The sequence below is a fragment of the Bradyrhizobium sp. MV1.5 genome (assembly GCF_055807615.1).
Genome location: NZ_JBVVPL010000002.1, coordinates 124,260 through 149,183, shown reverse-complemented (window position 1 = coordinate 149,183; position 24,924 = coordinate 124,260). Strand labels below are relative to the sequence as shown.

Below are 24,924 nucleotides of genomic sequence, written 5' to 3'. Positions count from 1 at the left end.
TCCAAAAAATGAAAAATCGTATCAGCGGCCGGAGCCGTCGGCACAGACGGAACCGATAATGCGGCAAGCTTTGCCAGCCTTGCCGCATTCGTCAAGCGCGGCGTCTTTCGCGCGCTGCACGCTGTCGCGCTGGACCAGCGACCAGGATTTGTCGGAGATCGCGAACGCGCCGCAGCGGTTGCCATAGAAGGACAGCTCGAACGGACATTTGGCGCCGGCGCAATTGCCGCGCGCATCCGCTACCGCCGCGCGCCGCGAGGCGTGGTTCCAGGAGATGCCCCATTTGCCGCCGTCGGGCCCGTAGACGATCGAGCCCCATGGCTTCAGGTCCTCCATCTTGCGCATCCGCAGCAGCAGGCCTTCGGTGGCTTCGCCCGTCGGCGCCATGGAAATCCGCTGCTGGAGTTTTGTGATCGCGCGGGTCAGTCCATCAGGGCTGTCAGGATCGAAATTGAGCTCGTAGAGCCGCTCGCTGAGTTCGCTCAGCAGGGCGGCATCGCGCAAAGGGACGCGGTCCGGATCGGCGCGCAACCGATCCGCCGGCAGCGGATCAGGCTGCATCGCTGCGACCTGCGGCGGCGCGGTTTGCGTCGGGGCTACGAAATAGAAGGTGCCGTCGATCGGGGAGGACGACACCCAGGGCTGCTGCGCGCCGGAGGTGGCGCGCTTCACCGCGAGGCCGACCTGATTGAAAGTCTGGAATACGTCGAGGCCCGCGGTCCGGACCGTCGCGGCCAATGCCTTGGTGTAGGGGCTGTGGCCGTCGCTGCCGTCCTGGGCGACATTGCCGGGTTGCGTTGCGTAGGAGATCAGCGTGCCCTCGGGCGCGCGCATCTGCGCGAGGCCGCCATCGGAAGCGCGCAGGCCGCGCGAGCCGAAGGGGTTGTTGCGGCAGGCGTCCAGGATCACGAGGTTGAGCCGCGTGCCCGATCCCTGCATCTGGCGCAGCACGAGGTTGACGTCGGTCATCTGGAAGTCGACGTCGGCCTCGCGCGTCGGATTGGCGCCGACCGGCACGAGATAGTTGGCGCCCGAGACCTGCACGCCGTGGCCGGCATAATAGAACAGCGCGACGTCGGCGCCCTGCACCTGCCGGCCAAAGCTCTGCACCGCCAGGTCCATCGCGCCCTTGTCGAGATCGAGCTGGGCGCGGCCTCCGACCAGCGTGAAGCCGAGCAGGCCAAGCGTCTCCGCCATCAGGCTCGCGTCCTTGGACGGATTGTCGAGCGGCGTGATGTTCTTGTAGGCGGAGTTACCGACAACGAGCGCAACGCGCTTCTCGGCCGATGCCGGGTACGTGGCGACGACGAGCAGGGCTGCGACCAGCGTCGCCAGCCCCGGGACGCGATTGAAAATCCTCGCGCGCATCAAAATTCCCCAAAAATAATGGTGTCAGTCTAACAGTCCGGCGCGCCGGCGAAAAGTGGTGCGACGGCAGGCAGCGGCGCAGGCGGCTCGAGCGCTTGCTGCCGATCCCGTCATCCTGAGGCGCGAGCCATGCGTCGCAATGCGACGTGTGGAGAGCCTCGAAGGATGAACGGCCGAGCCGGCAGCCGGGCCGTCGCCCTCCGAGGCCTCCGCTACGCTCCGGCACCTCAGGGTGACGGTGAAATAGAAGGGGCGCTCAATCCAGATTGCGAACGCGGCCGCGCGTTCCCGCGACAGATTCTGCCCGAGCCTTGCTGCCGTTGATCGCCCAATGGAGGCCAAAGGGCGCAGGGAAGGCCGGGCGCCGGCGGCACCCGTTGGTCCGTGCGCTACAGGAGTGCACACGGGGTGGACCGATAGGGTGGCCGATCGCCCGGCCTTCCCTGCGCGGATGGTTTTAACGGTGTCCTTCGTGCTCTCCTCGGGGAGCGATGCACTATTGCCCCCGTCGCCCCGCCGATCGCTGATGCGCGCGCCCGGTTGGGCCGCCACATCACCGCGAGGCTTGACGCACAGACCCCGGGCGTCAGGACCACACGACTTCTCCGTCCGCGGACGGTCCCGCCAAAATCGTCAGGGGCTTGCGTGTGCTCACCCTCGATGATCGACAAGCCCGCTCTCCAGCGCCGTGTCGTACGCGTCGCGTGAGGACTCACGGTTGCCCGCCCTGTCATCACGCCGCCCGCGCCGTCGCTGCCGCGTCCACCGCCACCCGGCCCGCATGTCGTGACGGTCGCGAACGCCCCTTTGGCAGGGCCAGGATGCGCGCTGTATGCCACAAATCCGAAATTCGGAAAAGCAAAATGTTTTTATGGGGAGGGCTTGACGAGGTGTTTTGCCCGACGCTTCGCGGGTGCAGGCCTGGTGCGGCGAGAGGGCTTGGGGCAGGCCTACGGCCTCCTCGTCATTGCGAGCGCAGCGAAGCAATCCAGAATCTTCCCGCGGCGGCAGTCTGGATTGCTTCGCTGCGCCCGCAATGAATCCGTGGAGACGGCGTGCGCTAACCTTCCATCTCGTGTCCCGGACGCAGGCCGACTGGGCTTGCTCGTTGGAGCGCCGCCGCGCCGCCCGAGTTGCCCGTATCGCTCACGTCAAATAATCCGGGGTGAAATCCGCGAGCGCGCGAAGCTCGTCGGGTTGCAACAGCTCGATCTCGCTTCCCTCCCAGGCAATCAATCGGCGCCCTCTCAGCTCCTGGATGGTGCGATTGACGTGGACGATCGACAATCCGCAGGCATCGGCGACATGCCGCTGCGTCATCGGCGTCTGGAAGCAGCGGTTCTTGACGAGGCCCACGACCTCCAGTCTTGCGGCGAGCTCGCAGATCAGATGCGCCACCTTCGGCAGCGCCGCCTGTGCGCCGAGGCGCGCGATCCATTGTCGCGAGATCGCCGCGTCGATCAGCGTCTCGCGCCAGAACGCGCGGGTCAGGTGAATCGAGCCGTCAAGCAGCTGCTTGAGTTGGCTGTGTGCGACGTAGCCGACGATGGAGGGTCCGAGACCGACGAGGTCCGCATCCATCGGCGAGACCAGCAGCGTGTGCAGGCATGGCATGTCGCCGGGAACGTGGAAGGCGAGGATCTGGCTGCGATCGCCGACGATGCGCGCCTGGTAGAGGAAGCCGCTGACGACGAAAACGCATCTGGAGGCATCTTCACCCTGGCGCAGCACGATCTCGCCGTCCGATACCTGGCGCAGCGTGGACGGCAGACCCGCGATCTGGCGGCGTTCGTCTTCGGAGAGGCCTTCAATCGCCTGGAGATGTGCGATGAACTTCGGGTGTGGCATGGAGAGGAAGAGGTGTTTCAGTCGTCACGCGGCATGGCCGGCTCGAGCAGGCGTCGTGAGAGTTTTGCGATGGTCCAGTTGGAGACGGGAACCGCCTGGAACTCGCGGATGGCGCGCGCAAGCTCCTGATCCGACATTGGCCGCGCCGGCTCCTTCAACGTGCCATGCAGGATAGCCGCGCGGATACTGTCCAGGTGCTCGCCCGAATCCGATGCGAACAGGTGGCGAATGCGTTTCAGGATCGTCGTAGGGCTCATGCGAAGGGCGGGCGCAGTGTGCGATCGAGGGACGGGGGCCGCGACCCTGTACCGTCGCAAACCGGTAGCAACCTGTGCTTCCGACCAGCGTTCTAGTCCGCTGGATACGGGCCAGATGTATCATTTGATCGAACCGGCAGGATTTTTGGCGGGGCACATGGAACGGGACACATGGAAAAAGCGCATGACGTGCTGATCCGGAACCTGAGCGAGCACACCGCACTCGCACAGGAGGATGTCGCGGAAATTCGCGGGCTGACCTTCGTTCAGCGCGAGTTCGCTCCGAACGAGGATTTCATCCGTCAGGGTGACGAACCCGAGCATTCGGCGCTGGTCGTCTCCGGCATGGTCGCGCGCTACCATTTGCTCGACAGCGGCCGGCGGCAATATCTCGCGTTCCATTTGTCTGGAGACCTGCCGGACTCACAGGGACTGTTCATCGACCAGATGGACCATGGCCTCTGCGCGCTCGGACCCGCTTCGGTGGCGTTCTTCCCGCATCGCGAATTGTTCATTGCCTTCCGGCGACGGCCGACCTTCGCACTGTCGGTCTGGCGCGAGACTCTGCTCGATGCCGCGATCTTTCGCGAGGCCATCACCAATAATAGCGCGCGGCCGATGCACACGCGCATGGCACACCTGTTCTGCGAGCTGTTCTACCGCGCCCGGGCTGCGCAACTCGTCCGCGGCAATCGCTGCCGCCTGCCGCTCAGCCTCGCACAGCTCGGCGCAACCCTGGGCATGGCGATCGCGACCGTGAACCGGACGCTCGCCGACCTCAGGCGGAGCGGGACCATGGACATGCGCGAGGGCGAGCTGATCGTCCTGAAATGGCGCGAACTGCAGCGGCTCGGAGGCTTCAGTCCGACCTATCTGCATTTGAAGCGCCAATCGCCTCCGCATGCTTGAGACCGCAAGGCTAACCAAGGCTAACCGTCCGCGGCCGTGCGTCCCATCACCTCATCAAAGTGCTTCTTCACCCAGTCGTTGCAGGAGCAGGCTCTGGCTTCGAGCGCCGGCGCGTCAAGGATCAGGATGGCGCCACGGCGCGTCGCGAGGATCCGCCTCGCCTTGAACATCTGGATGACGCGGCTGGCATAGCTGCGGGACACGCCGAGCATGCCGGCAAGCTGCTCGTGGGTGAGGGGGATCTCGGGGCCGCCGACGTGCTGCTGCGCGGAGATGATCCACTTGGCGGCGCGCTGCTCGATCGAATGTGCGGCATTGCAGGCTGCGGTCTGGAGCAGCTGCGCGAACTGACAGTCGCCATAGCGCGAGAGCACCTGCTGGAGCGTGACCGACCTCTGCTGGGCCTGCTCGAGCGCGCGCAGCGGCAGCCGCACCAGGGTCCCGCCCAGCTTCACCACGATGCGCGAATAGGCCAGCGAGACGCTGCGGCCGGCGGCAATGCCCACCGCGCCCTCGCGCCCGACCAGCAGGCTTTCGACCTCGCGATCGTCCTCGACCGGCACGGCGAAGGACACGAGCGTGGAGCGGCAGGGAAAATGGACCGCCGCCACCTCGTCGCCGGCGTGATACAGGATGTGGCTCGCTTCGAGTTCGACCGGCTGGAGGTGCGGCGCGAGCAGTTCGAAATCCGGGCGGCTGAGCCGCTGGAGAAGATCGTTCTGGGGCCGACCGGTCACATGTCTTGCTCTGGCCGGGAATCGGCACCGGCCAGAACCCTACGTTTCCGTGACGGAGCCGACGGTTCCAAAGTGCACACAAGGCGTTTTTCAGCCGTTGAAAAAGTGGCCTCCGGCTTGCGGAATTCCGGAAAGTGTTGGCGAGGCACATGGCACGCGAGGCAAATGGCGCAGCCGAACCCGTCGGCCTTCAACTTCACGAGCTCTGTGCAGGAGTGCACACAGCAGGGGCGCGGATCGGCATAGCGTCCTCGTCGCGGAGCGCCGACCCCGTGCGCGCTCTACCCGACGGACCGCCGGCCTATACCTCAAACGCCGCCGGGCCGGCGGGCCCGAGGGCGGCGCGGATGATCATCTCCCAAAGTTCGTCACCCGAAGCGTGCTTCGCAATCGTGCGCGGGCCGGCTTTTTTCCGCGTGGGCGCGATAGGCATCGATCGCCCTGTTGGCGAGCATAAGTTGCCGGCGTTCACCGGTCCTGAGCTGGGCCTCAATGGCGTCGAGCAGGACGTTCGCCGTCTCGTCCGGAGAGCCGAGCTCTCCGCTCTGCTCCAGGAAGCTCCAGGCGATGAAGAATGCGTTCTCGACGGTGCAGCGAATGGACATGGCTGCCAACGCGGCGCGGCCGTTGCCGTTCCGCGGGACAGACGAATGCCGTGAATTAGCGCGCGTGCCCGCGTTACTTCAGCGAGCTGCTGATTGAGGTGAACTTCTTGTTCAGCGTCGCGCCGAGGTTGTTGACGACGGCGATGATCGCGAGCGCAATGCCGGCGGCGATCAGGCCGTACTCGATCGCGGTGGCGCCGGATTGTCGGCGAGGAAGCGGCGGATGGTCTGCATGGCGTTGCCAGAATTCCAAAAGAGAGCTGGCACGACCATAATCTGCAGAGATCGGGTTCCCTAATTTGGAACACCGGCCTCGTCATTTTCGAGCTAATCGCGATGATGAAGCCGGCGGCGAGATGCCGCCCCCGCCGGCTCCTGCTTCTCGCGCATGCTAATTCTTGAGCACGATGCGGCCAACGACCCTGCCGGCGCGAAGCTCCTCGATCCAGGTCTGGACGTCGCCCATCGGCTCCTCGCGCATCGGCGTCGGCTTGATCTTGCCGGCGCGGGCGAGTGCCATCAGCTCGTGGGCCTCGGTGAGCGTGCCGACCATGAAGCCCTCGACGGTCATGCGCTTGTAGACCCATTGCACCATCGGCAACGTGAACTGACCACCCATCAGGCCGGAGACCACGATCTTGCCGCCGCGCGCGGCGACCGCGACCGCAAAAGCCATGGATTTCTCGTTGCCGGCGAAATCGACGATCTCGTCGAAGCCGCCATCGGTTTCCTTGAGGATGCGCTTGATCACATCGGGCTCGGCCGGATCGTAGGCCGCCGCCGCGCCGTTCTTCAGCGCGGTTTCGCGCGCGGCACCGCTGAGGTCGGCGACCGTGATCGGCTGCTTGAACATGGCCGCCGCAAAGGAAAGGCCCATCATGCCGACGCCGCCGAGGCCGATCAGCAGGAGATTGCGCTGGCGTGGACGATCGACCAGGCGCTTGAGCGCGCCATAGGCGGTGACGCCGGAGCACATCAGCGTCGCGGCCTGGTTGACGGGCAGGGGATCGTAGTCGAGCAGATATTTCGCGTCGGGCACCAGCACGTGGGTGGCGAAGCCGCCGTCGATGGAGACGCCGAGAAAGCGCTGCCTGGCGCAGAGGTTCTCGTCGCCATTGGCGCAGTCGCGACACTGGCCGCAACCGATCCACGGAAACACCGCCTTCTTGCTGCCGACGAGACCGGCGAATACGTCGGGACCGACTTCGTCGACCACGCCCGCGATCTCGTGGCCGAGCGTGAAGGGCAGCGTCATGCCGCGCGTGGTGTCGAGCTTCTTGCCGCCGCCGAGATCGGCGTAGCCGTCCTGGATGTGCAGATCGGAATGGCAGAGGCCGCAGCGCTCGATGCGCACCAGCACCTCTCGACCTTGCGGCTTCGGCGTGTCGACGATGGTCTCGCACAACGGGGCATCGAACTTGACCAGGGACTGCCGACGCATCAACGCCATATTTCTTCCTCCGAAATTATTTCTCTGTTTCGCTGCGTATATTGGCCAATTCACGGGCCATGGCAACAAAGCCGGAAATCGGAACGGTTTCGGCGCGCCGCGTCGCATCGACGCCGGCAGCTGCGGCGAGCCGCGCGGGATCGGCACCGAGCGCCTTCAGGCTTTGCCGCAGCATCTTGCGGCGCTGGCCGAAGGCGGCGGCGGCGACCTGTTCGAGCAGCTTGCGATCGCAGGCGAGAGGCGTTTCGCGCGGGATCAATCGCACAACGGAAGACGTAACCTTCGGCGGCGGCACGAAGGCGGACGGCGCGATGTCGAACAGGATCTTGGTCTCGCAGCGCCAGTTGGCGAGCACGCCGAGCCGGCCGAAGGCCTCCTCGTCCTCGCGCGCCACGATGCGCTCGCCGACCTCGCGCTGGAACATCAGGACCATCATGTCGTACCAGGGCGGCCAGGGCTCGGTGGTGAGCCAGCCGACAAGAAGGTGGGTCGCGATGTTGTAGGGCAGGTTGGCGACGATCTTTGCTCTTTCGCCTGATAGCAGCGGGCGCGGGTCGAAGGTCATGGCGTCGCCATGCACGATCTCGAGACGGCCGGGATAGCGCGCGGAAATATCCTGCAAGGCAGGGATCGCGCGCTCGTCATGCTCGATGGCGATGACGCGTCTGGCGCCGAGCGCGAGCAGGGCGCGCGTCAGCCCGCCCGGGCCGGGGCCGATCTCGATGATGGTGGAGTCCTCGAGCGGAGCCGCCGCACGCGCGATGCGCGCGGTGAGATTGAGGTCGAGGAGGAAGTTCTGGCCGAGCGATTTGCGCGCCGACAAAGCGTGCTGGCGAATGACCTCGCGAAGCGGCGGGAGGTCGTCGATCGCGCTCATCGGGTTTTCGCAGCCGCCATCCGGCTCGCGAGCCTCAACGCGGCGATCAGGCTTGCCGGATTGGCCTTGCCCGTGCCGGCGATGTCGAAGGCGGTGCCGTGGTCGGGTGAGGTGCGGATGAAGGGCAGGCCGAGCGTGACGTTGACCGCGTCGTCGAAGGCGACCGTCTTGATCGGGATCAGCGCCTGGTCGTGGTACATGCAGACGGCGCAGTCATAGCTGTTTCGCGCGGCTTCGTGGAACATGGTGTCGGCGGGGAGCGGTCCCTTCGCCTCGATGCCGCCGCTGCGCAACGTCTTGATCGCCGGCGTGATCACGGTCTGCTCCTCGTGGCCGAGCGAGCCGTCCTCACCCGCATGCGGATTGAGGCCGGAAATCGCGATGCGCGGATTCGCGATGCCGAAGCGGGATTTGAGTTCGGTCGCGACGATGCGCACGGTCGAGACGATCAGCTCGCTGGTGAGCTGGGCCAGTGCATCGCGCAAGGAGACGTGGATGGTCACGGGCACGACGGCGAGCCGCGGCGACCACAGCATCATCACCGGCTGCGGCGCGCGGCCGTCTTCCGCGGCGAGCTCGGCGAGGAATTCGGTATGACCGGGATGGCGGAAACCGGCGCGATAGAGCACGCTCTTGGCGATCGGATTGGTGACGACGGCGCCGGCGCGGCCCTCGCGGACATCAGTGACCGCCTGGCGGATCGAGGCAAGGGCGGCGGGCGCGCTCGATGCGTCGGGCTTGCCGGGCTCGGCGCTTGCGTGCTCGCCGGTCGCAACCACTGGCAAGGCCTCGGGGAAGGCGGCCTCGGCCTCGCCGGCGCTTACCGAAGCGATCCTGACGTCGGCGCCGAGCGCCTTGGCGCGGCGGGCGATCAGCGCCTCGTCGCCGAGCAGATAAAAGGCGGGCAGGTCCAGTTCGCGGCGCTTGAGCCAGGCTGCGATTGTGATGTCGGGGCCGATGCCGGCAGGTTCTCCCAGCGTCAGGGCGAGAGGCTTGGCAGGCTGCTGGGCCATCAGCGGTTGCGATACTCGATCATCGCCGCCTTGCGGAGCTCCTCGAGATAGGTCTTCTGGGTCTTCTCGTACTTCTCCTGATACATCTTCTCGCGGACCTCGCGCTTCTTCGGCGTGTCGATCATGGTCGGCTTGCGCGAGCACAGCACCACCATCTCGATGCCCGCCTTGGTCATCTCGGGCGCGGTCAGGTGGCCGATCGGCGTGTCGTCGAGGACCTTGCGCAGCGCCTCGGGCAATTCCGCGGTGGTCTTGGTAACGATGTCGCGGATGGTGGCGTTCGGCGTCGAGCGGAACAACGAATTGGCTTCTTCGCAGCTTCCGATGCGCGAGCGATATTGCTCGGCTTCCTTATGCCGCGTCTCCAGGAACGCCTGCGAGGAGCCGCGCGGCACGATCAGCACGATCGGCTGCATCTTGTATTCGGTGCCCTCGATCTGCAGCTTGTCGCCGGTCTGGGCCTGGACGGCCTGCGCGACGTCCTTCTCGCCGACCAACAGCTTCTCCTTGAAGCGGCCGCGCACGAGGCTGGTCCAGACCATCTCGGCCTTCATGCGGCTCTTCAGGGTTTCGGGGCGGACGCCCTTGACCTCGAGCGACTTGGTGAGCTGGTCCGGCGAGATGCGCATGCGCTGCGCCATGCCCTCATAGGACTGGTTGATGTCGGAGACGCCGGGGTCGACACCGTATTTCTTGCCTTCCTTTAGCTTCACCCGCTCGTCGATCAGCGTGTTGATGACCTCCTGACGGGCCGGTGTCTTCTGCGTCGTCAGCTGGTCGAGCTTGGAGCGCTGCTCGATGTCGAAGTCGGTGATGGGATCGCCGTTGACCATCACGACGATGTTCTGCGCGCGCGACGGCGTGCCGGCCAGGAGCAGGGCGCCGAGGACGAGGAAGAGGCGGAAGACAGGCAATGGGATCATCATATTTGTCGCTCGCATGTCAGCCGCGGTGAACCTGCGATCGGGAACACGCGGCCGGCACCTTCAAACCGTTCACTGGAGGCCGCCGCCGGAACTGCTGGTCGTCGCCGTGTTCGCCAGCGTGCGCAGGCCGATCTGGAACATGATCGCGTGGTTCAGCACGGGCGGCGTCGAGCCCGCGGAATAGCTATACGCAGTTACATAGTTCAAGCCGAGCACAAAACAATCGTCGACGTAGCCGGCACCGAGCACATACTGGTTGATCTTGTTGGCTTCCAGGTCCCAGCGCGCCGAGCCCGTGACCACCCAATTGGCCGCGACCTTGATCGAGCCCGACGTCAGGATGCCCTCGCGGCGGGTCAGATAGCCGAGTTCCGGCTGTGCGGCGTAATTGCCGTACAGCATGCTGACGGACCAGCGGTTGAAGTTGGCGCGGCCTTCCGCCTCGAAGCGCTGGATGTTCCATGTCTGCTCGTCCATGCGCGAGCGAACGCTGAACGTATAGGTGCTGTTGGGCGAATAGGCAGCGCTCGCCACATAGTCGGAGCGCGGCCTCTGCAGACCGGAATCCACGCCGGTGTTGATGGAGTCCTGGACCGCGAAGGAGTTCATGCCGAACAGCTGGTAGGACTGGCCGAACAGCACCTTGACGGCGCCACCCTTGTCGAACTGCGTGGTGGACTGCACGCCGACATTGGCGCGGCCGCCGCCCTCGACGCGGTCGTAGCCGGAGAACTTGTCGACGCTGAACAGGTTCGAGGCGTCGAACACCATGCTCTGCGCGTCCTCGTTCGGGAGCTTGCCGGCATAGGTCTCGTTCGGCCGAATGATGATCTGCGCGATCGGCTCGATGGTGGTCGAACCCCATGGCTGAACGTTGATGAAGGGGTAGCGGTATTCGAGCCCCACGGTCGGCATCAGGCGGAACGCCTGGGTGTCGCCGACAGGAAGATAGTTCGACACGCCCGGCTGGTTGGAGACCGAGGAGTTGATCGCATCGGCGCGGAGAATGGCGAACGGCGTCCAGATTTCACCGAACGGATCGGTGAAGGACTTGCGCCACTGCGCTTCGGCCGTCAGGCGGGTGTAGGTGCCCGGGAAGCCGCGCAGCAGGCACTGCGACGGCGTGCGCGCGAGCGGATCGGCCGACGCCGTCGTGCACAGGCTGTTGGTGTTGGCGAGCGTCGTGATCGGATCGAACACGGCGGTGTCACGCGACAGGTTCACGAAATTGGTCTTGTAGCTGAACTCGCCGCCAAAAACCGGATAGTTCAGCACGTTCGAATAGTCGATCACGGGGTAGACGACCGGCACCTGGCTCTGGTTGCCCGAGTAACTCAGCCAGTACATCGTGCGCGCGTCGAAGAAGCTGCGATTGCCGACACCGGTCAGGTAAAGCTGCGAGAGCGCATCCGTCGGCAGATACAGGAACGAGCCGAGCGGATCGCGATATTGCGACAACCGATAGTCCGAGAAGAAATAGTAGTCGGACATCAGGACGCCGTCCCAACCCCAGACCCATTTGTCGTTCAGCGCGAACTGCCCCTTGGTGTCGACGGCGCCGCGGAACTGCTTGTCGCCGGGCTGGCCGGCGAGCGCGCTGCGGTCGAGCTGGTCGATGCCGTAGACGCGGATCTGATAGGCGCCGTCCATCAGGCGCTGGCGGAATTCGGCCTGGAACAGCACGCCCTGCTTGGACGTGATGCGCGGGTTGAAAGTCGCGTCCATGTCGGGCGCGATCGCCCAGTAGAACGGAACCTCGACGCCGTAGCCGAACGGCGTGTTCGACGTGAAGCCCGGCATCAGGAAGCCGGTCTTGCGCTTCACCGTCGGGTCGGGCGTCGAGAAATAGGGCATATAGGCGATCGGCACGCCGAAGAATTCGAGCTGCGCCGTTTCGAAATACAGCATCTTCTCCTGCTGGTCGTGGATGATGCGCGCACCCTTGACCTGCCACAGCGGCGGCTTCTTCGGATCGTCCTTGCACGGCGCGCAGGCCGTGTAGACGCCGTTCTCGAACACCGTGTAGTTGCCGCTGGAGCGATCGGAGCGGCTCGCCGCCATGCGGGTCTGGTCGGCCGTGTCGACGCGCAGCGAATCGACGAAGCCGTCACGGTAGTCGTCGGAAAGATCCAGGATCTCGGCATAGGTGATCTTGCCGTCGGCATCCGTCATGCGGATGTTGCCTTCGGCATGGAGCCGCTTGGTCTTCTGGTCGTAGATGACCTTGTCGGCCTCGACGCTGGTGCCGTTGTAGAACAGCTGGACGTTACCGACCGCGGAGACGCGCGAATTGTTGTAGTCGTAGTCGACCTCGGTCGCCTGAACCAGCATCTGGTTGTCGTTGACGGCCTTCGGCGGCTTCGCACGTGGCGGCAGCGGATTGTAGGTGAAGCTCTGGGCGGAGGCCGGTGCCACGGCGGCGACGTCCATCAGGCCACCGAACGATGCCACGGCGGCGACAGCAAGCAGGAACCTGCGAATGGACAAGCCACACCCGTTCGCGCGCACCAGTGTGCGCCGCGTCAAACGAGACACGGGCCCTCGGTGGACGGCCGTCACTATCCGTCCTCCTGATACAGCAAGGCCAAAAAGCCGGTGAGGCCGCCCACCACCACGGGCAACCACGCCGCAGCGATCGGATGCATCAACTCAGCCTTGCTCAAATCTTCAGTCACTTTCGACAGAACGTAGAGCAGAAAGCCTGCGCCCACGCCACTCAAAACCATCCTCTGCACGCCGCCCATCCGGAAGAAGCGCAACGACACGGAGGCCGCGAGCATCACCATTGCAGCTAGCAAAAACGGCTGCGCCAGGAGCTTCTGATACTGGAGTCGGTATCCGGCTGTCGCGAAGCCCGAGCTTTCGGACGAGCGGATGTAGCTCGGTAGTTGCCAAAAGGACACAGTCTCGGGTGTGGAAAAGCTGTTGCGGACCTGCGCCTCGGTCAGCGTCGTCGGAATCTCCAGGCTGGCCTGATCGACCGGCGGCGAATCCAGCGAGAAGCGGCGGACGCCCTTGAACAGCCAACGGCCGGCCTCAAGCGTCGCCTCGCGCGCCTCGACCCGCTCCTTGAAGTGCTGCTCTGTGTCAAACCGGAACAGCGTGAGTCCGGTGAGCCGGATACCCTGCTGCTCGCTGCGCGCCGCATTGATGATCGTCTCGCCGTCGCTGGTCTTCTGGTTGAGCCAGAAGCCCGAGGCGTCCTGAATGCCGCCGCCCGGCGCCGAGCCGAACAGCTCGGCTTCCATGCGCTTGGAGAGTTCGCGCAGATTGGCCGACATCGGATTGTAGGCGACGGTGGCGATCACGCCGATCAGGAGCGCGCTGCCGAGCGCCGGCGAGATGAATTGCCATGCGGAGACACCGGCGGCGCGCGCGACCACGAGCTCGAGCCGGCGGGAGAGGGCGAGATAGCAGGTCATGGCGCCGATCAGCATGCAGAACGGCGTCAGCTTCTCCAGCAGCTGCGGCACGCGGAACAGCGAGGTCTCGGCCACCATGACCGCGGAGGCGGATGCGAGGCCCGAAGTCTTGCGCACCATCTCGATGTAATCGACCAGCACCAGCAACAGGAAAATGCCGGCGAACACGCCGAGCGCCGCGACCACGAAGCGGCCGGCGAAGTAGCGCCCGAGTGTGTTGGTGAGCATGCTCATGCGGTGGCCGGCCGTCCGAACAGCCGCGCGATGCGCGCGTTCGACCTGTTGATGGCCTCCAGGAGGCGCGGCGGCGGTTCGACCACAAGGCCGCCAATGATGATCGCCAGCCCGATGCCGATGGCGCCAATGACCATCGCATATTGGACCAGCACCGCGCCCGGCGATTTCACCGCCATCACCGAGCAGGCGAAGCCGGCCATGCGCAGGCCGAACACGGCGAGGATCGATGAGCCGATCGAGAAGTTGCGGCTTTGGCGCGTGGTGCGAGGCGCACCCAGAAACGCGAAGGTCAGCACGGCAAAGGCGAAGGGATAGATCGGCGCCAACAGGCTGTCATGCAGGGCCGAGCGGAACTGGCCGGGGATCTGCTTGTAGACGGGATCGTCCTCGGACGGCGAGAGCAGCTCCCAGAGATAACGCTCGCGGATTCCGAGGGTGACGTCGCGGCCCTGGCCCGAGAACTTCGACATGTCGAAGCCGTAGCGGCCGAACGCCACCAGCGCGGGATCGCGCTTGCCGGCCTCGAAGCGCTGGAGATTGCCGGTCTCGAGCACCAGGAACGATCCGTTGTCGTTCTTCACGACTTCGCCGTGCTCGGCGACGATCGAGACCCGCTCGTTCGGATCGCGGCGGTCGTCGATGAAGATGCCGGCGAGAATGCCGCCGGGCTGGCGTTCGCGAATCCGGATCGTCAGGTTCTTGTCGAGCTGGGCGAAGCGGCCGGGCTGCAGGATGTTGGTGAGCACGTCGGCGGTGATCTCGGCGTCCCACTGCTTGATCCGCCGCATGCCGTCGGGAGCGAGATAGGCCGCGATGAAGGCGACCAGCAGCGCCACGACGCAGGTGGCGTAGAAGAACGGATAGAACAGCCGGAACGGCGAGAAGCCGGCGGCATTCATCACGATGATCTCGGAATCGGTCGCGAGCTTGTTCAGCGTATGCGAGATCGCGATCATCAGTGCGATCGGCGAGATGATCAGGACCAGCGCGGGCACGACGAGGCTGGTGATGCCGAGGAAGGTCAGGATGGTCTGACCCTGGCTCGTCATCAGGTCGATGCCGCGCAACGCCTGCGTAATCCAGATCACGCCCGTGAGGCTGACCAGGACCAGCGCAAACGACGCGAGCGTCGTGCGGAAGATATACCTATCGATTGACCCCATGCGCTACCGCACGAATCCCACCAAGTCCCCAATGCCGGCCGGAATTCCGGCTGTCCAACCAATCCCCGCAAGGGGATCCCCAAGGTCGGCCAACCATCTCATCCGCCGGCTTACTCTCTCAGTACCATCCCTTTGATCCGTCAACAAAATGGCTGCCCCGTGGCACCCTCAATATATGGTTAATATTTCCCTCGTTGTGGCCCCTCGGCCACGGGGGTGCTTGGCATCTGCCGGGCCGGTGGCCCATAGTGCGGCACGCTCAGTGAATCGCCGTTCAGCTCCGGCCGGTGGCCGGGGCCGCCGATCGGTAAAAAGCCCTGTCTTTTTGAGGAGTTACTCATGTCCGATGCCATCAAGGTCGGCTTCGTTCCCTTGTCTGCCGCCGTCCGTGGCATCATGGTCGTGTTCTGCGACGACGCTCTGAAGCTCGGCCCGGCGACCGCCAAGGCGCTCGGTGGGGCCACCGAACTCGTGAAGCGGGCGGCCACCGCCGCCGCCTTCAAGGGCAAGAGCGGCGCTGCGCTCGACATCCTTGCGCCGGAGGGCGTGAAGGCCACCCGCCTGATCGTGATCGGCGCCGGCAAGGCGGCCGGCCTGAAGGCTAACGACTTCCTCAAATTCGGCGGCGTGGCGGCGAGCAAGCTTCCGGCCGGCGCGGCGGCCATGACCATCATGGCGGAACTGCCCAATGGCGCCATGACCAGCGAGCAGGCGGTCGCGATCGCCTCGGGCCTGCGGCTGCGCACCTACAAGTTCGACCGCTACAAGACCAAGAAGAAGGACGGCGAGGAGGGCGGCTCGCGCGCCGACGTCTCGTTTGCTGTCGGCGATGTCGTGGCCGCGAAGAAGGCGTTTGCATCGGCAGCCGCGATCGTCGACGGCGTGATCATTGCGCGCGACCTCGTCAACGAGCCGCCGAACGTGCTTTTTCCCGAGGAGTTCGCGCGCCGCGCAGGCCTGCTCCGCAAACTCGGCGTCAAGATCGAGGTGCTCGACGTCAAGGCGATGGACAAGCTCGGCATGGGCGCGCTGCTCGGCGTCGGCCAGGGCTCGGCGCGGCCGAGCCGCACCGTGATCATGCGTTGGGACGGCGGCAAGAAAGGTGAGGCGCCGGTTGCCTTCGTCGGCAAGGGCGTCTGCTTCGACACCGGCGGCATTTCGATCAAGCCGGCCGGCAGCATGGAGGACATGAAGGGCGACATGGGAGGCGCGGCCTGCGTCGTCGGCCTGATGCATGCGCTCGCAGCACGCAAGGCCAAGGTCAACGTCGTCGGTGCCATCGGCCTCGTCGAGAACATGCCGGACGGCAACGCGCAGCGCCCTGGCGACATCGTCACCTCGATGTCGGGCCAGACCATCGAGATCATCAACACCGACGCGGAAGGCCGCCTGGTGCTTGCCGATGTGCTCTGGTACGTCGCCAAGAAAACCAAGCCGAAATTCATGGTGGATCTGGCGACGTTGACCGGCGCCATCGTGGTCGCGCTCGGCACCGAGCATGCCGGCATGTTTTCCAACAATGACGAGCTTGCCGAGCGGCTGCTGGCGGCCGGCATCGAGAGCGGCGAGAAGGTCTGGCGCCTGCCGCTTGGCCCTGAATACGACAAGCTGATCGATTCCCAGTTCGCCGACATGAAGAACACCGGCGGCCGCCATGGCGGCTCGATCACCGCGGCGCAGTTCCTCCAGCGCTTCGTGGACGGCACGCCCTGGGCGCATCTCGACATCGCCGGCACCGCCATGGGGGCGCCGAAGACCGACATCAACCAGAGCTGGGGAAGCGGCTATGGCGTTCGCTTGCTCGACCGTCTGGTCGCCGACCATTACGAACGCAAATGACCCGAGATGACTGAAGTCCTGTTCTACCATCTGCAAAACATGACGGTGGAGAACGTGTTGCCGCCGCTTCTCGAGAAATCGCTCGAGCGCGGCTGGCGCGTCGTGGTGCAGTCGACTTCGCCGGAGCGCGCCGATGCGCTCGACGCCCATTTGTGGACCTATCGCGACGATTCCTTCCTGCCCCACGCGACATGGCGGGTGAGCGACGCCGCCGATCAGCCGATCGTGCTTGCGGTCGAGGAGGACAATCCGAACGGTGCCAATGTCCGCTTCCTCGTCGACAACGCTGCGCTGCCGCAGGACGCCCAGGGCTATGAGCGCATGGTGCTGCTGTTCGACGGGGACGATCCGGACGCGCTTGCGTTTGCCCGGAGCGCCTGGACGGATTGCAAGGCGCGGGGATTTGATGTCACCTATTGGCAGGCCGACGAGCGGGGCCGGTGGCAGAAGCGGAGTTAGCGGTCGCTCGCAATTAATGATAATTTGCACTTTTCGGGGGATGATGGCTTTTGTCACCTTCGTGCCGCAAAGTGGTGTTGGTACAATTGCTTAGGGCCGATCCTTCACTCGGGGAATTTAGTTTATCGTGCGACATCAAAAGCTTCCCAGCTCGCTCATAGTTGCGTTGGCGGCCGTAGCCCCGCTGGTCGCGGGCTGTTCGGGCGGGACCGATCTGTTGTCCAGGGATGCCCAGTGGTTCAACACGCCCAGCCGCCTGTTCATCAAAAGCATCTCGATCGAGTCGCCGCCGCTGACCCCCGACAAGCCGGTTGGGGCCGAGGATCTGGTCAGTGCCGACGGGGCTTGTGCTGGCATGGCGCCGCCGCCCGGGCCGGCTGATGCGAATGCGTCGACGACCGCGCCGGCTCCCATGGGCGGCACCGTCGCGCTCGGCCACACCGAATGCGATGTGGTGCGCGGCATCGGCGCGCCCTCGAGCGTCAACCTCTCCGGTGATGCCGCCGGCAGGCGCGTTGCGGTCGTGACCTGGACGACCGGTCCGCGCGCCGGCATCTACACCTTCACGGCCGGTCGCCTGTCCTCGATCGAGGGCACGCCGGAAGCTCCGGTCATGCCGAAGGCGACCAAGCCGAAGCCGAAGAAGAAGTCGGCGGCGTAACGGGTTGGCCTTTTGCCCTGATGCTGGTTGCAGCTGTCGCTGCAATCGGCCGCGTATGCTTGCCCCCAACCTCAAGCGATTTTGCATCCATTGATTGCGATGGGCGGGCGTGAACCGTGATCTCTCCGTTCGCGCTCGCCGGCGATCTTGTTCGCGAGTTTCGACATCGCGGATGCCGACCTTCGCCAAAGCGCCTTCATTGCCTCGAGCCGCGTTCTTCCGCGCGCGTTGAAAATCACGGGGGCGTTACGCGTGATCCGTGATCACGCGATTCGTGATGAGAGAGCCTTCGCATCCGCTTTCGAAAACTGCCCCGAAGCAAAACTGGAGGAAATCTCCAGAATAATCACGCGCGTCTCAAGCAACGGTTCAAGAATGTCATGTGCGCGAATGCTACGCACCGAGGGGAGGGGCTAGGTCGGAAGGATCATTTGGATGTCCATTACCTCTGTGTTTTCCCCGGTTACGGGGCAGCTCACCATTTTTGGCGACAGCGCGAATAACGGCCTCGTGATAAGTCGCGACAAGTCCGGCCGCATCCTGGTCAATAACGGGCACGTGAAAACGGTTGGTGGCGAACCCACCGTCGACAACACCACCGCGATCGACATCTTCGGTCAAGGCGGTGACGACACGATCAGCGTCGACGAATGCCACGGCCCGATGCCGGCGGTGCACATCTTCGGTGGCGACGGCAATGACAGGATCACGGGCGGCTCGGGAGCCGACCTCCTGTTTGGTCAGGCCGGCAACGATTTGATCAAGGGCGGCGGCGGCAATGATCTGCTGTTCGGCGGAGCGGGTAACGATGTCCTCGACGGCGGCAGCGGCGACAACCAGCTGTTCGGCGAGGCCGGCGACGATGTCATGATTTGGAATCCCGGCGGCGGCACCAACCTGTTCGAGGGTGGTGAGGGCAACGATACGGCTCAGGTCAACGGAAGCGACGCCGCCGAGACGTTCACGATCACGGCGAACGGCACCCGTGTGCGGCTCGACGGGACGGGCGCGGCGCCGTTCTCGCTGGACATCGGCACGACGGAAAATCTGGTCTTGCACGGTGGCGGCGGCGACGATGTCATCACCGCGGGCAACGGGCTCGGCACCCTGATCTCGCTGACGCTCGATGGCGGCGCCGGCAACGACAGGATCATCGGCGGCGACGGCAACGACCTCATCATCGGCGGCAGCGGGGACGACATCGTCAATGGCGGACGCGGCAACGACGTCGCCCAGCTCGGGAGTGGCGACGACACTTTCATCTGGAATCCCGGTGACGGCAGCGACACGGTCGAAGGCGGATCGGGCAGCGACAAGCTGCATTTCAATGGCGCCAACATCAACGAGACCATCGACATCTCGGCCAATGGCGGCCGGGTGCGCTTCACCCGCGATGTTGCCAACATCACGATGGATCTCAACAGCGTAGAGCAGATCGAATTCGATGCGCGGGGCGGGGCGGATAACATCACCGTCGGCGACCTCACCGGGACCGGCGTCAAGCAGGTGCTGGTCGATCTCGGAGCCGTTCCGGGAGGGACGCAGGGCGACGGCGCAGCTGATACGGTGACCGTCAACGGCAGCAACGGCAATCAGCACATCGATGTCACGGCCACGGGCACAACGGTCACGGTCACGGGGCTGCCGGAGCTCGTGACGATCGCAAATGCAGAGGCCGGCAACGACCGGCTGATCGTGCAGGCGCTCGGCGGCAACGACGTGATCGATGCATCTACGCTCGGCGCGGTGATCGGGCTGACCATCGACGGCGGTGCGGGCAACGACACCATCACCGGCAGCCAGGGAGCCGACACCCTGATCGGCGGCGACGGCAACGACAAGGTCATCGGCGGCCGCGGCAATGACGTCGCGCTTCTCGGCGCGGGCGACGACATCTTCACGTGGAATCCCGGTGACGGCAGCGACGTTGTCGAAGGCGGCGCGGGAACCGATACGCTGGTGTTCAACGGCGCCAACGTGGCTGAGAACATGTCCGTCTCGGCGAACGGAAGCCGTGCGCTACTTACCCGTGACGTCGGCGCTATCGTCATGGACCTCGCTGGCGTCGAGCACGTGCAGATCGCGGCAGCAGGCGATGCCGACAACATCACCGTCAACGATCTGACCGGGACTGGAATCACGCAGGTTGCCATCGACCTCAGTGCCGGCCCCGGCAGCCAGAGCGGCGATGGAGCGGCGGACCGCGTGACCGTGAACGGCACGACCGGTGACGACAACATATCGGTCGTGACCTCCGGCGGATCGATCGTGGTCAACGGCCTCGCTGCGCAGGTGACGATTGCACACGCGGACGCCGGTGATGTACTCGGCATCAACGGCGGACAAGGCAATGACGTCATCGATGCGTCTTCCATCAAGGCGGGACAGTCGTTCATCCTCAACATCAACGGCGGCGACGGCAACGACACCATCACCGGCAGTGCCGGCAATGACTTGGTGAACGGGGGACGCGGCAACGATTTCGCCAATCTCGGTGCGGGCGACGACACCTTCGTCTGGAACCCCGGCGACGGCAGCGATACCGTCGAAGGCGGGAAGGGCACCGACACGCTGGCATTCAACGGCGCCAATATCAGCGAGACCATCAACATCTCGGCCAATGGCGGCCGGGTGCTGTTCACGCGAGATGTTGCCGCCATTGCGATGGACCTGAACGGGGTCGAACATGTCGAGTTCAATGCGCTCGGCGGTGCCGACAACATTACCGTCGGCGACCTCTCCGGCACCGGCGTCAGCCAGGTCGACCTCGATCTTGGCGCCAATGACGGCGCCGCGGATACCGTGACCATCAACGCAACCGGCGGCAACGACGTCATCACGGTGACCGAGCACGATGGCATCATCACGGTGTCGGGCCTTGGCCAGGACATCAACATCACCAACGCCGGCGCGGGCGACAGGATCGTCATCAACGGCCTCGATGGCGACGACGTCATCACGGCTTCCGGCCTGCAGGGCGGCATCCAGCTCGTCGCCAACGGCGGCAACGGCGACGACGTGCTGATCGGCGGCCCCGGCAACGACACGCTGGCGGGTGGTGCGGGTGATGACGTGCTGATCGGCGGCGGCGGTCTCGACATCCTGGACGGCGGCACCGGCAACAACGTCGTCATCCAGGGCGGAGCGTTTGCGGCTGCGATGCTGCTCAACCAGGCCATGGCGGCCAGCTTCGTTCCAGCAGGTGACGGGAACGGCGAGATGCCGCTGCCCGATCCGCACGCGACGCAGAGCCAGGTGCTCGCACCGCCGCAGCACGCCTGACAGTAAGGCCTGATGGGATGAGCCTCACTAGTGCTCCGACGGAGGTGCGTTCCCTCCCCCCTTGTGGGGGAGGGTTAGGGAGAGGGGTAGCCCAGGAAAAGGTGCCGATGGTTGAAGATGCGGTGTTAGCGACCGAACGACGGAAAGAATCCCCGTGGGGCACCCCCCTCCCTGTCCCTCCCCCACAAGAGGGGAGGGAACGGATAGAGCGCTGCTGCTGGCCAAGCTCGATTCGACTTCACGCCATGGCGTTCTCGCTGCATCGGCCCGGAGAACGCTGATGACGACGAACGCGGTCTCCACAGACACGGGGCTCGATGCGCTGCTGACGCTGCTGCATTTGCAAGGTGTTGCGGCCGATCGCGCGCAGCTCAGGCACCGGCTCGGCGCGGCAAGCTTCGGCGCAGCGGATATCGTCCGCTGCGCCAGGTCTCTCGGACTTAAAGCGCGAACCTATCGAACGCAGTGGAGCCGTCTGTCGGACACTCCGCTGCCTGCGATCGCAATGCTGCGGGACGGCGGCTTCATGGTGATCGCAAAGGCCTCCGCCGACAAGGTGCTGGTGCAGTCCCCGGAGGCGCAGCGGCCGGTGCTGATGGATCGCGACGAGCTGAGCGCGATCTGGGACGGCGGCTTGATCCTGATGGTCCGGCGCGCCGGCCTGTCTGACCTCGGGCGGCACTTCGATATCACCTGGTTCATCGGCGCGATCGGCAAATACCGGCGGCTGCTGAGCGAAGTGCTGGCGGCTTCGTTCTTCCTCCAGCTTTTTGCGCTGGTCTCGCCGCTGTTCTTCCAGGTCGTCATCGACAAGGTGCTGGTGCACCGCTCGCTGTCCACGCTCGACGTCCTCGTCATCGGCCTCGTCGTCGTCTCCCTGTTCGACACCGTGCTCGGGATCCTGCGCAATTACCTGTTTGCGCACACGACCAACCGCATCGACGTCGAGCTCGGGGCCCGCCTGTTCCACCATCTGCTAGCGCTGCCGATGGCGTGGTTTCAGGCCAGGCGCGTCGGAGATTCCGTGGCCCGAGTCCGTGAGCTCGAGAACATCCGCAATTTCATCACCAGCTCGTCGCTGACGCTTCTCATCGACCTGGTCTTCACCTCGGTGTTCCTGGCGGTGATGTTCGCCTATTCGGCGCAGATGAGCTTCATCGTGCTGGCGTCGTTCCCGTTCTACATTGCGATCTCGGCTGTGGCGACGCCGCTGTTTCGCCGCAGGCTGGACGAGAAATTCCGCCGTGGCGCCGAGAACCAGGCCTTCCTGGTCGAGAGCGTCAGCGGCATCGAAACGCTGAAGGCGATGGCGGTCGAGCCGCAGATGCAGCGCCGCTGGGAAGAGCAGCTCGCCGGTTATGTCTCGGCGAGCTTCGGGGTCACCAGCCTCGGCAACACGGCAAGCCAGCTCGTGCAGCTCGTCAGCAAGGTCGTTACCGCCGCCATTCTCTATGTCGGCGCCAGACTCGTGATCGGTGACGCCTTGACCGTCGGCGAGCTCGTGGCCTTCAACATCTTCGCGGGGCGGGTGTCGGCCCCGGTGCTGCGGCTCGCGCAGGTCTGGCAGGATTTTCATCAAGCGCGGCTGTCGATCGCGCGGCTCGGCGACATCCTCAACAGCGCCGCGGAGCCGGCTTACTCCGCCGCCCGCGCGGGGCTGCCGCCGATCCGGGGCAACATCCGCTTCGAGCACGTGTCTTTCCGCTACCGGCTTGATGGGCCCGAGATCCTGCACGATGTCTCATTCGATATTCCAGCCGGACAAACCGTCGGCATCGTCGGATCGTCCGGCTCGGGCAAAAGCACCTTCGCCAAGCTGGTGCAGCGGCTCTACGTTCCGCAAAGCGGCCGCGTGCTGGTCGACGGAATGGATCTGATGACGACCGACCCGGCCGGGCTCCGTCGGCAGATCGGAATCGTGCTCCAGGATAACATGCTGTTCAACCGGTCGGTGCGCGACAACATCGCGCTGGCCGATCCGAGCTTGTCGATGGATCGCATCATCGACGCGGCAAAGCTGGCGGGCGCACATGATTTCATTCTGGAGCTCCCCGAGGGCTACGATACGGTGGTCGGCGAGCGCGGCTCGACGCTCTCGGGCGGGCAGCGCCAGCGCATCGCGATCGCCCGCGCGCTGGTGAGCAATCCCCGGATCCTGATCTTCGACGAAGCCACCAGTGCGCTCGACTATGAAAGCGAGCGGATCATCCATGACAACATGAAGGAGATCGCGAAAGGCCGCACCGTCCTGATCATCGCGCACCGTCTGTCCACCGTCCGCGGCGCCGATCGCATCTTCACCCTCGAACGCGGCCGTCTGGTCGAGGACGGCACGCATGATGCGCTGATCAAGACCGGCGGCCGCTATGCCGCCCTGCATCGTCTCCAGGGAGGCATTTATGAGGTCGGCTAGCACTGTGCCGGCCGCTCGGCCGGAGCAGACTGTGATCCCGTTCCGGAATGGAAAGGGCCGCCGCGCCGATGAAGTCGCCTTCCTGCCGGCGGCGCTGGAAATCACGGAAACACCGCCATCGCCGATCGGCCGCGCCATCGCCCTGGCGCTGATGCTGCTTGTCTGCGCGGCGCTGGCCTGGTCGGCCTGGGGCACGATCGACATCGTGGCCTCCGCAACCGGCAAGGTCGTGTCGAGCGGGCGAAGCAAGGTGGTCCAGCCGTTCGAGACCGGGGTGGTGCGCGCCATTCACGTGCAGGACGGGCAACCGGTCAAATCTGGCGACCTGCTGATCGAGCTTGATCCGACCGTGAACGCCGCAGAGCGCGATCGTTTGCACGACGATCTCATGGCCGAGCGGCTCAACGTCGCGCGCCTCCGCGCCGCATTGGCGGGCAGCGAAGATGTGTCCGTCGATCTCGTCGTACCAGAGGACGCCGATCCCATGCTGGTCGCGACGCAACGGCAGCTCCTCGCCAATCAGGTCAGCGAGAACAGGGCCAAGCTCGCGGCGCTGGCACGTCAGGAAGCGCAGAAGGAGGCCGAACATCAGACCATTGCGGCGACGATTCACAAGCTTGATGCGTTGCTGCCGGTCACCCAGCAGCGTGTCGAGATCCGCAAGACGCTGATGGAGAAGGAGATCGGCTCGAAGCTGACCTACTATGAGACCCTCCAGCTCCAGATCGAGCAGCAGGAGGAGCTTCGCGTCCAGAGCAGCCGCTTGAAGGAGGCCGAGGCGGCCGTCGCAGCGATCCGGGAGACCCGCATCCAGGCCCTGGCCGAGCACAGGAAAAGTCTCTCCGACGAGCTTGCCAAGAGCGAACAGAAAGCCAATGGCATCGCGCGCGATCTGATCAAGGCGCAGCAGAGGACGAGGCTTCAGCAACTGACGTCCCCGGTCGACGGCGTCGTGCAGCAGCTCGCGGTCCACACCGTAGGCGGCGTGGTCACGCCCGCACAGTCGCTGCTGGTGATCGTGCCGACCGATACGCGGCTCGAGATCGAGGCGATGATCTCCAATCGTGACATCGGATTTGTCGAGGCCGGGCAGGGCGCCGCCATCAAGATCGATACCTTCAATTTCACCCGTTACGGGCTTCTCGCAGGCCGGGTCGTGAGCGTCTCGCAGGACGCCATCGTCCGCGATCGGCCCCAGGAGCGCGGGAGCGACCGTGCGCCCGGGACGCAACGCGACAGCAGCGAGCCCAGCGGGCAGGAGTTGAGCTACAGCGCCCGCATCTCGCTCGATCGCAGCCAAATGCAGGTGGACGACCGCCTCGTCAATCTCTCCCCGGGGATGGCGGTGACCGTCGAGATCAGGACCGGTTCGCGCACCATCCTGAGCTACCTGCTATCGCCGCTGCAGCGCTACCGGCACGAGATCATGCGGGAGCGCTAGTTCCCGCCTGTTGCCGA

General features: G+C 65.0%; 20 protein-coding genes. 7 read left to right on the top strand and 13 right to left on the bottom strand.

Annotation, left to right across the window (positions count from 1 at the left end; genetic code table 11):
* Nucleotides 1-21: 21 nt before the first annotated feature.
* From AC0L2J_RS02745 to AC0L2J_RS02735, 3 genes are all read right to left on the bottom strand, one after another.
* Complete coding sequence (locus tag AC0L2J_RS02745; protein ID WP_063992702.1) at nucleotides 22-1,368, bottom strand: caspase family protein; 1,347 nt, start codon at nucleotides 1,366-1,368, stop codon at nucleotides 22-24.
* A gap of 1,146 nt (nucleotides 1,369-2,514) precedes the next feature.
* Nucleotides 2,515-3,216: a Crp/Fnr family transcriptional regulator gene (locus tag AC0L2J_RS02740; protein WP_063992701.1), complete on the bottom strand. Its 702-nt coding sequence runs from the start codon at nucleotides 3,214-3,216 to the stop codon at nucleotides 2,515-2,517.
* 17 nt (nucleotides 3,217-3,233) lie between these two features.
* Nucleotides 3,234-3,473 (bottom strand): hypothetical protein, encoded by a 240-nt coding sequence (locus AC0L2J_RS02735; protein WP_473387051.1) that lies wholly within the window; start codon nucleotides 3,471-3,473, stop codon nucleotides 3,234-3,236.
* A gap of 171 nt (nucleotides 3,474-3,644) precedes the next feature.
* Between AC0L2J_RS02735 and AC0L2J_RS02730 the strand changes: the two genes are divergently transcribed.
* Nucleotides 3,645-4,382, top strand: a complete 738-nt coding sequence (locus tag AC0L2J_RS02730) for a Crp/Fnr family transcriptional regulator (RefSeq protein ID WP_473387048.1) — start codon at nucleotides 3,645-3,647, stop codon at nucleotides 4,380-4,382.
* A gap of 20 nt (nucleotides 4,383-4,402) precedes the next feature.
* On the opposite strand, the gene AC0L2J_RS02725 is transcribed toward AC0L2J_RS02730, so the two are convergent.
* The 10 genes from AC0L2J_RS02725 to lptF all read right to left on the bottom strand — a co-directional run bounded on the left by AC0L2J_RS02725 (nucleotide 4,403) and on the right by lptF (nucleotide 14,812).
* Nucleotides 4,403-5,119, bottom strand: coding sequence for a Crp/Fnr family transcriptional regulator (locus AC0L2J_RS02725; RefSeq protein WP_007609338.1), 717 nt, complete (start codon nucleotides 5,117-5,119; stop codon nucleotides 4,403-4,405).
* Nucleotides 5,120-5,487: 368 nt separating this feature from the next.
* Nucleotides 5,488-5,724, bottom strand: a complete 237-nt coding sequence (locus tag AC0L2J_RS02720) for a hypothetical protein (protein ID WP_007609339.1) — start codon at nucleotides 5,722-5,724, stop codon at nucleotides 5,488-5,490.
* 73 nt (nucleotides 5,725-5,797) lie between these two features.
* On the bottom strand, nucleotides 5,798-5,977 hold the full coding sequence (locus AC0L2J_RS02715; RefSeq protein ID WP_473387046.1) for a Flp family type IVb pilin: 180 nt from the start codon (nucleotides 5,975-5,977) through the stop codon (nucleotides 5,798-5,800).
* 138 nt (nucleotides 5,978-6,115) lie between these two features.
* Nucleotides 6,116-7,174, bottom strand: a complete 1,059-nt coding sequence (locus AC0L2J_RS02710; protein ID WP_473387044.1) for an alcohol dehydrogenase — start codon at nucleotides 7,172-7,174, stop codon at nucleotides 6,116-6,118.
* Nucleotides 7,175-7,190: 16 nt separating this feature from the next.
* A complete protein-coding gene (gene rsmA / locus AC0L2J_RS02705) occupies nucleotides 7,191-8,051 on the bottom strand; it encodes a 16S rRNA (adenine(1518)-N(6)/adenine(1519)-N(6))-dimethyltransferase RsmA (RefSeq protein ID WP_473387042.1) in 861 nt (286 codons plus the stop codon).
* Nucleotides 8,048-9,064 carry a 4-hydroxythreonine-4-phosphate dehydrogenase PdxA gene (gene pdxA / locus AC0L2J_RS02700; protein ID WP_473250762.1) on the bottom strand — a complete coding sequence of 339 codons (1,017 nt, stop codon included), beginning with the start codon at nucleotides 9,062-9,064 and terminating at the stop codon, nucleotides 8,048-8,050. The genes rsmA and pdxA overlap by 4 nt, the downstream gene beginning before the upstream one ends.
* A complete protein-coding gene (locus AC0L2J_RS02695; RefSeq protein WP_473387040.1) occupies nucleotides 9,064-9,990 on the bottom strand; it encodes a peptidylprolyl isomerase in 927 nt (308 codons plus the stop codon). Before AC0L2J_RS02695 ends, pdxA begins: the two co-directional genes overlap by 1 nt.
* Before the next feature lie 69 nt (nucleotides 9,991-10,059).
* Nucleotides 10,060-12,549: an LPS-assembly protein LptD gene (locus tag AC0L2J_RS02690; protein ID WP_473387038.1), complete on the bottom strand. Its 2,490-nt coding sequence runs from the start codon at nucleotides 12,547-12,549 to the stop codon at nucleotides 10,060-10,062.
* Entirely contained in the window at nucleotides 12,549-13,646 is a 1,098-nt protein-coding gene (lptG, locus tag AC0L2J_RS02685) for an LPS export ABC transporter permease LptG (protein ID WP_473387035.1), read from the bottom strand. The genes AC0L2J_RS02690 and lptG overlap by 1 nt, the downstream gene beginning before the upstream one ends.
* Nucleotides 13,643-14,812, bottom strand: a complete 1,170-nt coding sequence (gene lptF, locus AC0L2J_RS02680) for an LPS export ABC transporter permease LptF (protein ID WP_473387032.1) — start codon at nucleotides 14,810-14,812, stop codon at nucleotides 13,643-13,645. Before lptF ends, lptG begins: the two co-directional genes overlap by 4 nt.
* Nucleotides 14,813-15,151: 339 nt before the next feature.
* Here lptF and AC0L2J_RS02675 point away from each other — a divergent pair, with 339 nt between their 5' ends.
* The 6 genes from AC0L2J_RS02675 (at nucleotide 15,152) to AC0L2J_RS02650 (ending at nucleotide 24,907) form a co-directional block, all read left to right on the top strand.
* On the top strand, nucleotides 15,152-16,651 hold the full coding sequence (locus AC0L2J_RS02675) for a leucyl aminopeptidase (protein WP_473250760.1): 1,500 nt from the start codon (nucleotides 15,152-15,154) through the stop codon (nucleotides 16,649-16,651).
* A 6-nt stretch (nucleotides 16,652-16,657) separates the two neighbouring features.
* Entirely contained in the window at nucleotides 16,658-17,110 is a 453-nt protein-coding gene (locus tag AC0L2J_RS02670; protein WP_007609353.1) for a DNA polymerase III subunit chi, read from the top strand.
* A 166-nt stretch (nucleotides 17,111-17,276) separates the two neighbouring features.
* Nucleotides 17,277-17,771: a hypothetical protein gene (locus AC0L2J_RS02665; RefSeq protein ID WP_473250758.1), complete on the top strand. Its 495-nt coding sequence runs from the start codon at nucleotides 17,277-17,279 to the stop codon at nucleotides 17,769-17,771.
* Nucleotides 17,772-18,206: 435 nt separating this feature from the next.
* The gene (locus AC0L2J_RS02660; protein WP_473387029.1) at nucleotides 18,207-21,053 is read left to right on the top strand and encodes a beta strand repeat-containing protein; all 2,847 of its coding nucleotides are present in this window, start codon (nucleotides 18,207-18,209) and stop codon (nucleotides 21,051-21,053) included.
* Between the two features lie 280 nt (nucleotides 21,054-21,333).
* Complete coding sequence (locus AC0L2J_RS02655) at nucleotides 21,334-23,466, top strand: type I secretion system permease/ATPase (RefSeq protein ID WP_473387026.1); 2,133 nt, start codon at nucleotides 21,334-21,336, stop codon at nucleotides 23,464-23,466.
* Nucleotides 23,453-24,907: an HlyD family type I secretion periplasmic adaptor subunit gene (locus tag AC0L2J_RS02650; protein ID WP_473387022.1), complete on the top strand. Its 1,455-nt coding sequence runs from the start codon at nucleotides 23,453-23,455 to the stop codon at nucleotides 24,905-24,907. The genes AC0L2J_RS02655 and AC0L2J_RS02650 overlap by 14 nt, the downstream gene beginning before the upstream one ends.
* Nucleotides 24,908-24,924: the final 17 nt, after the last annotated feature.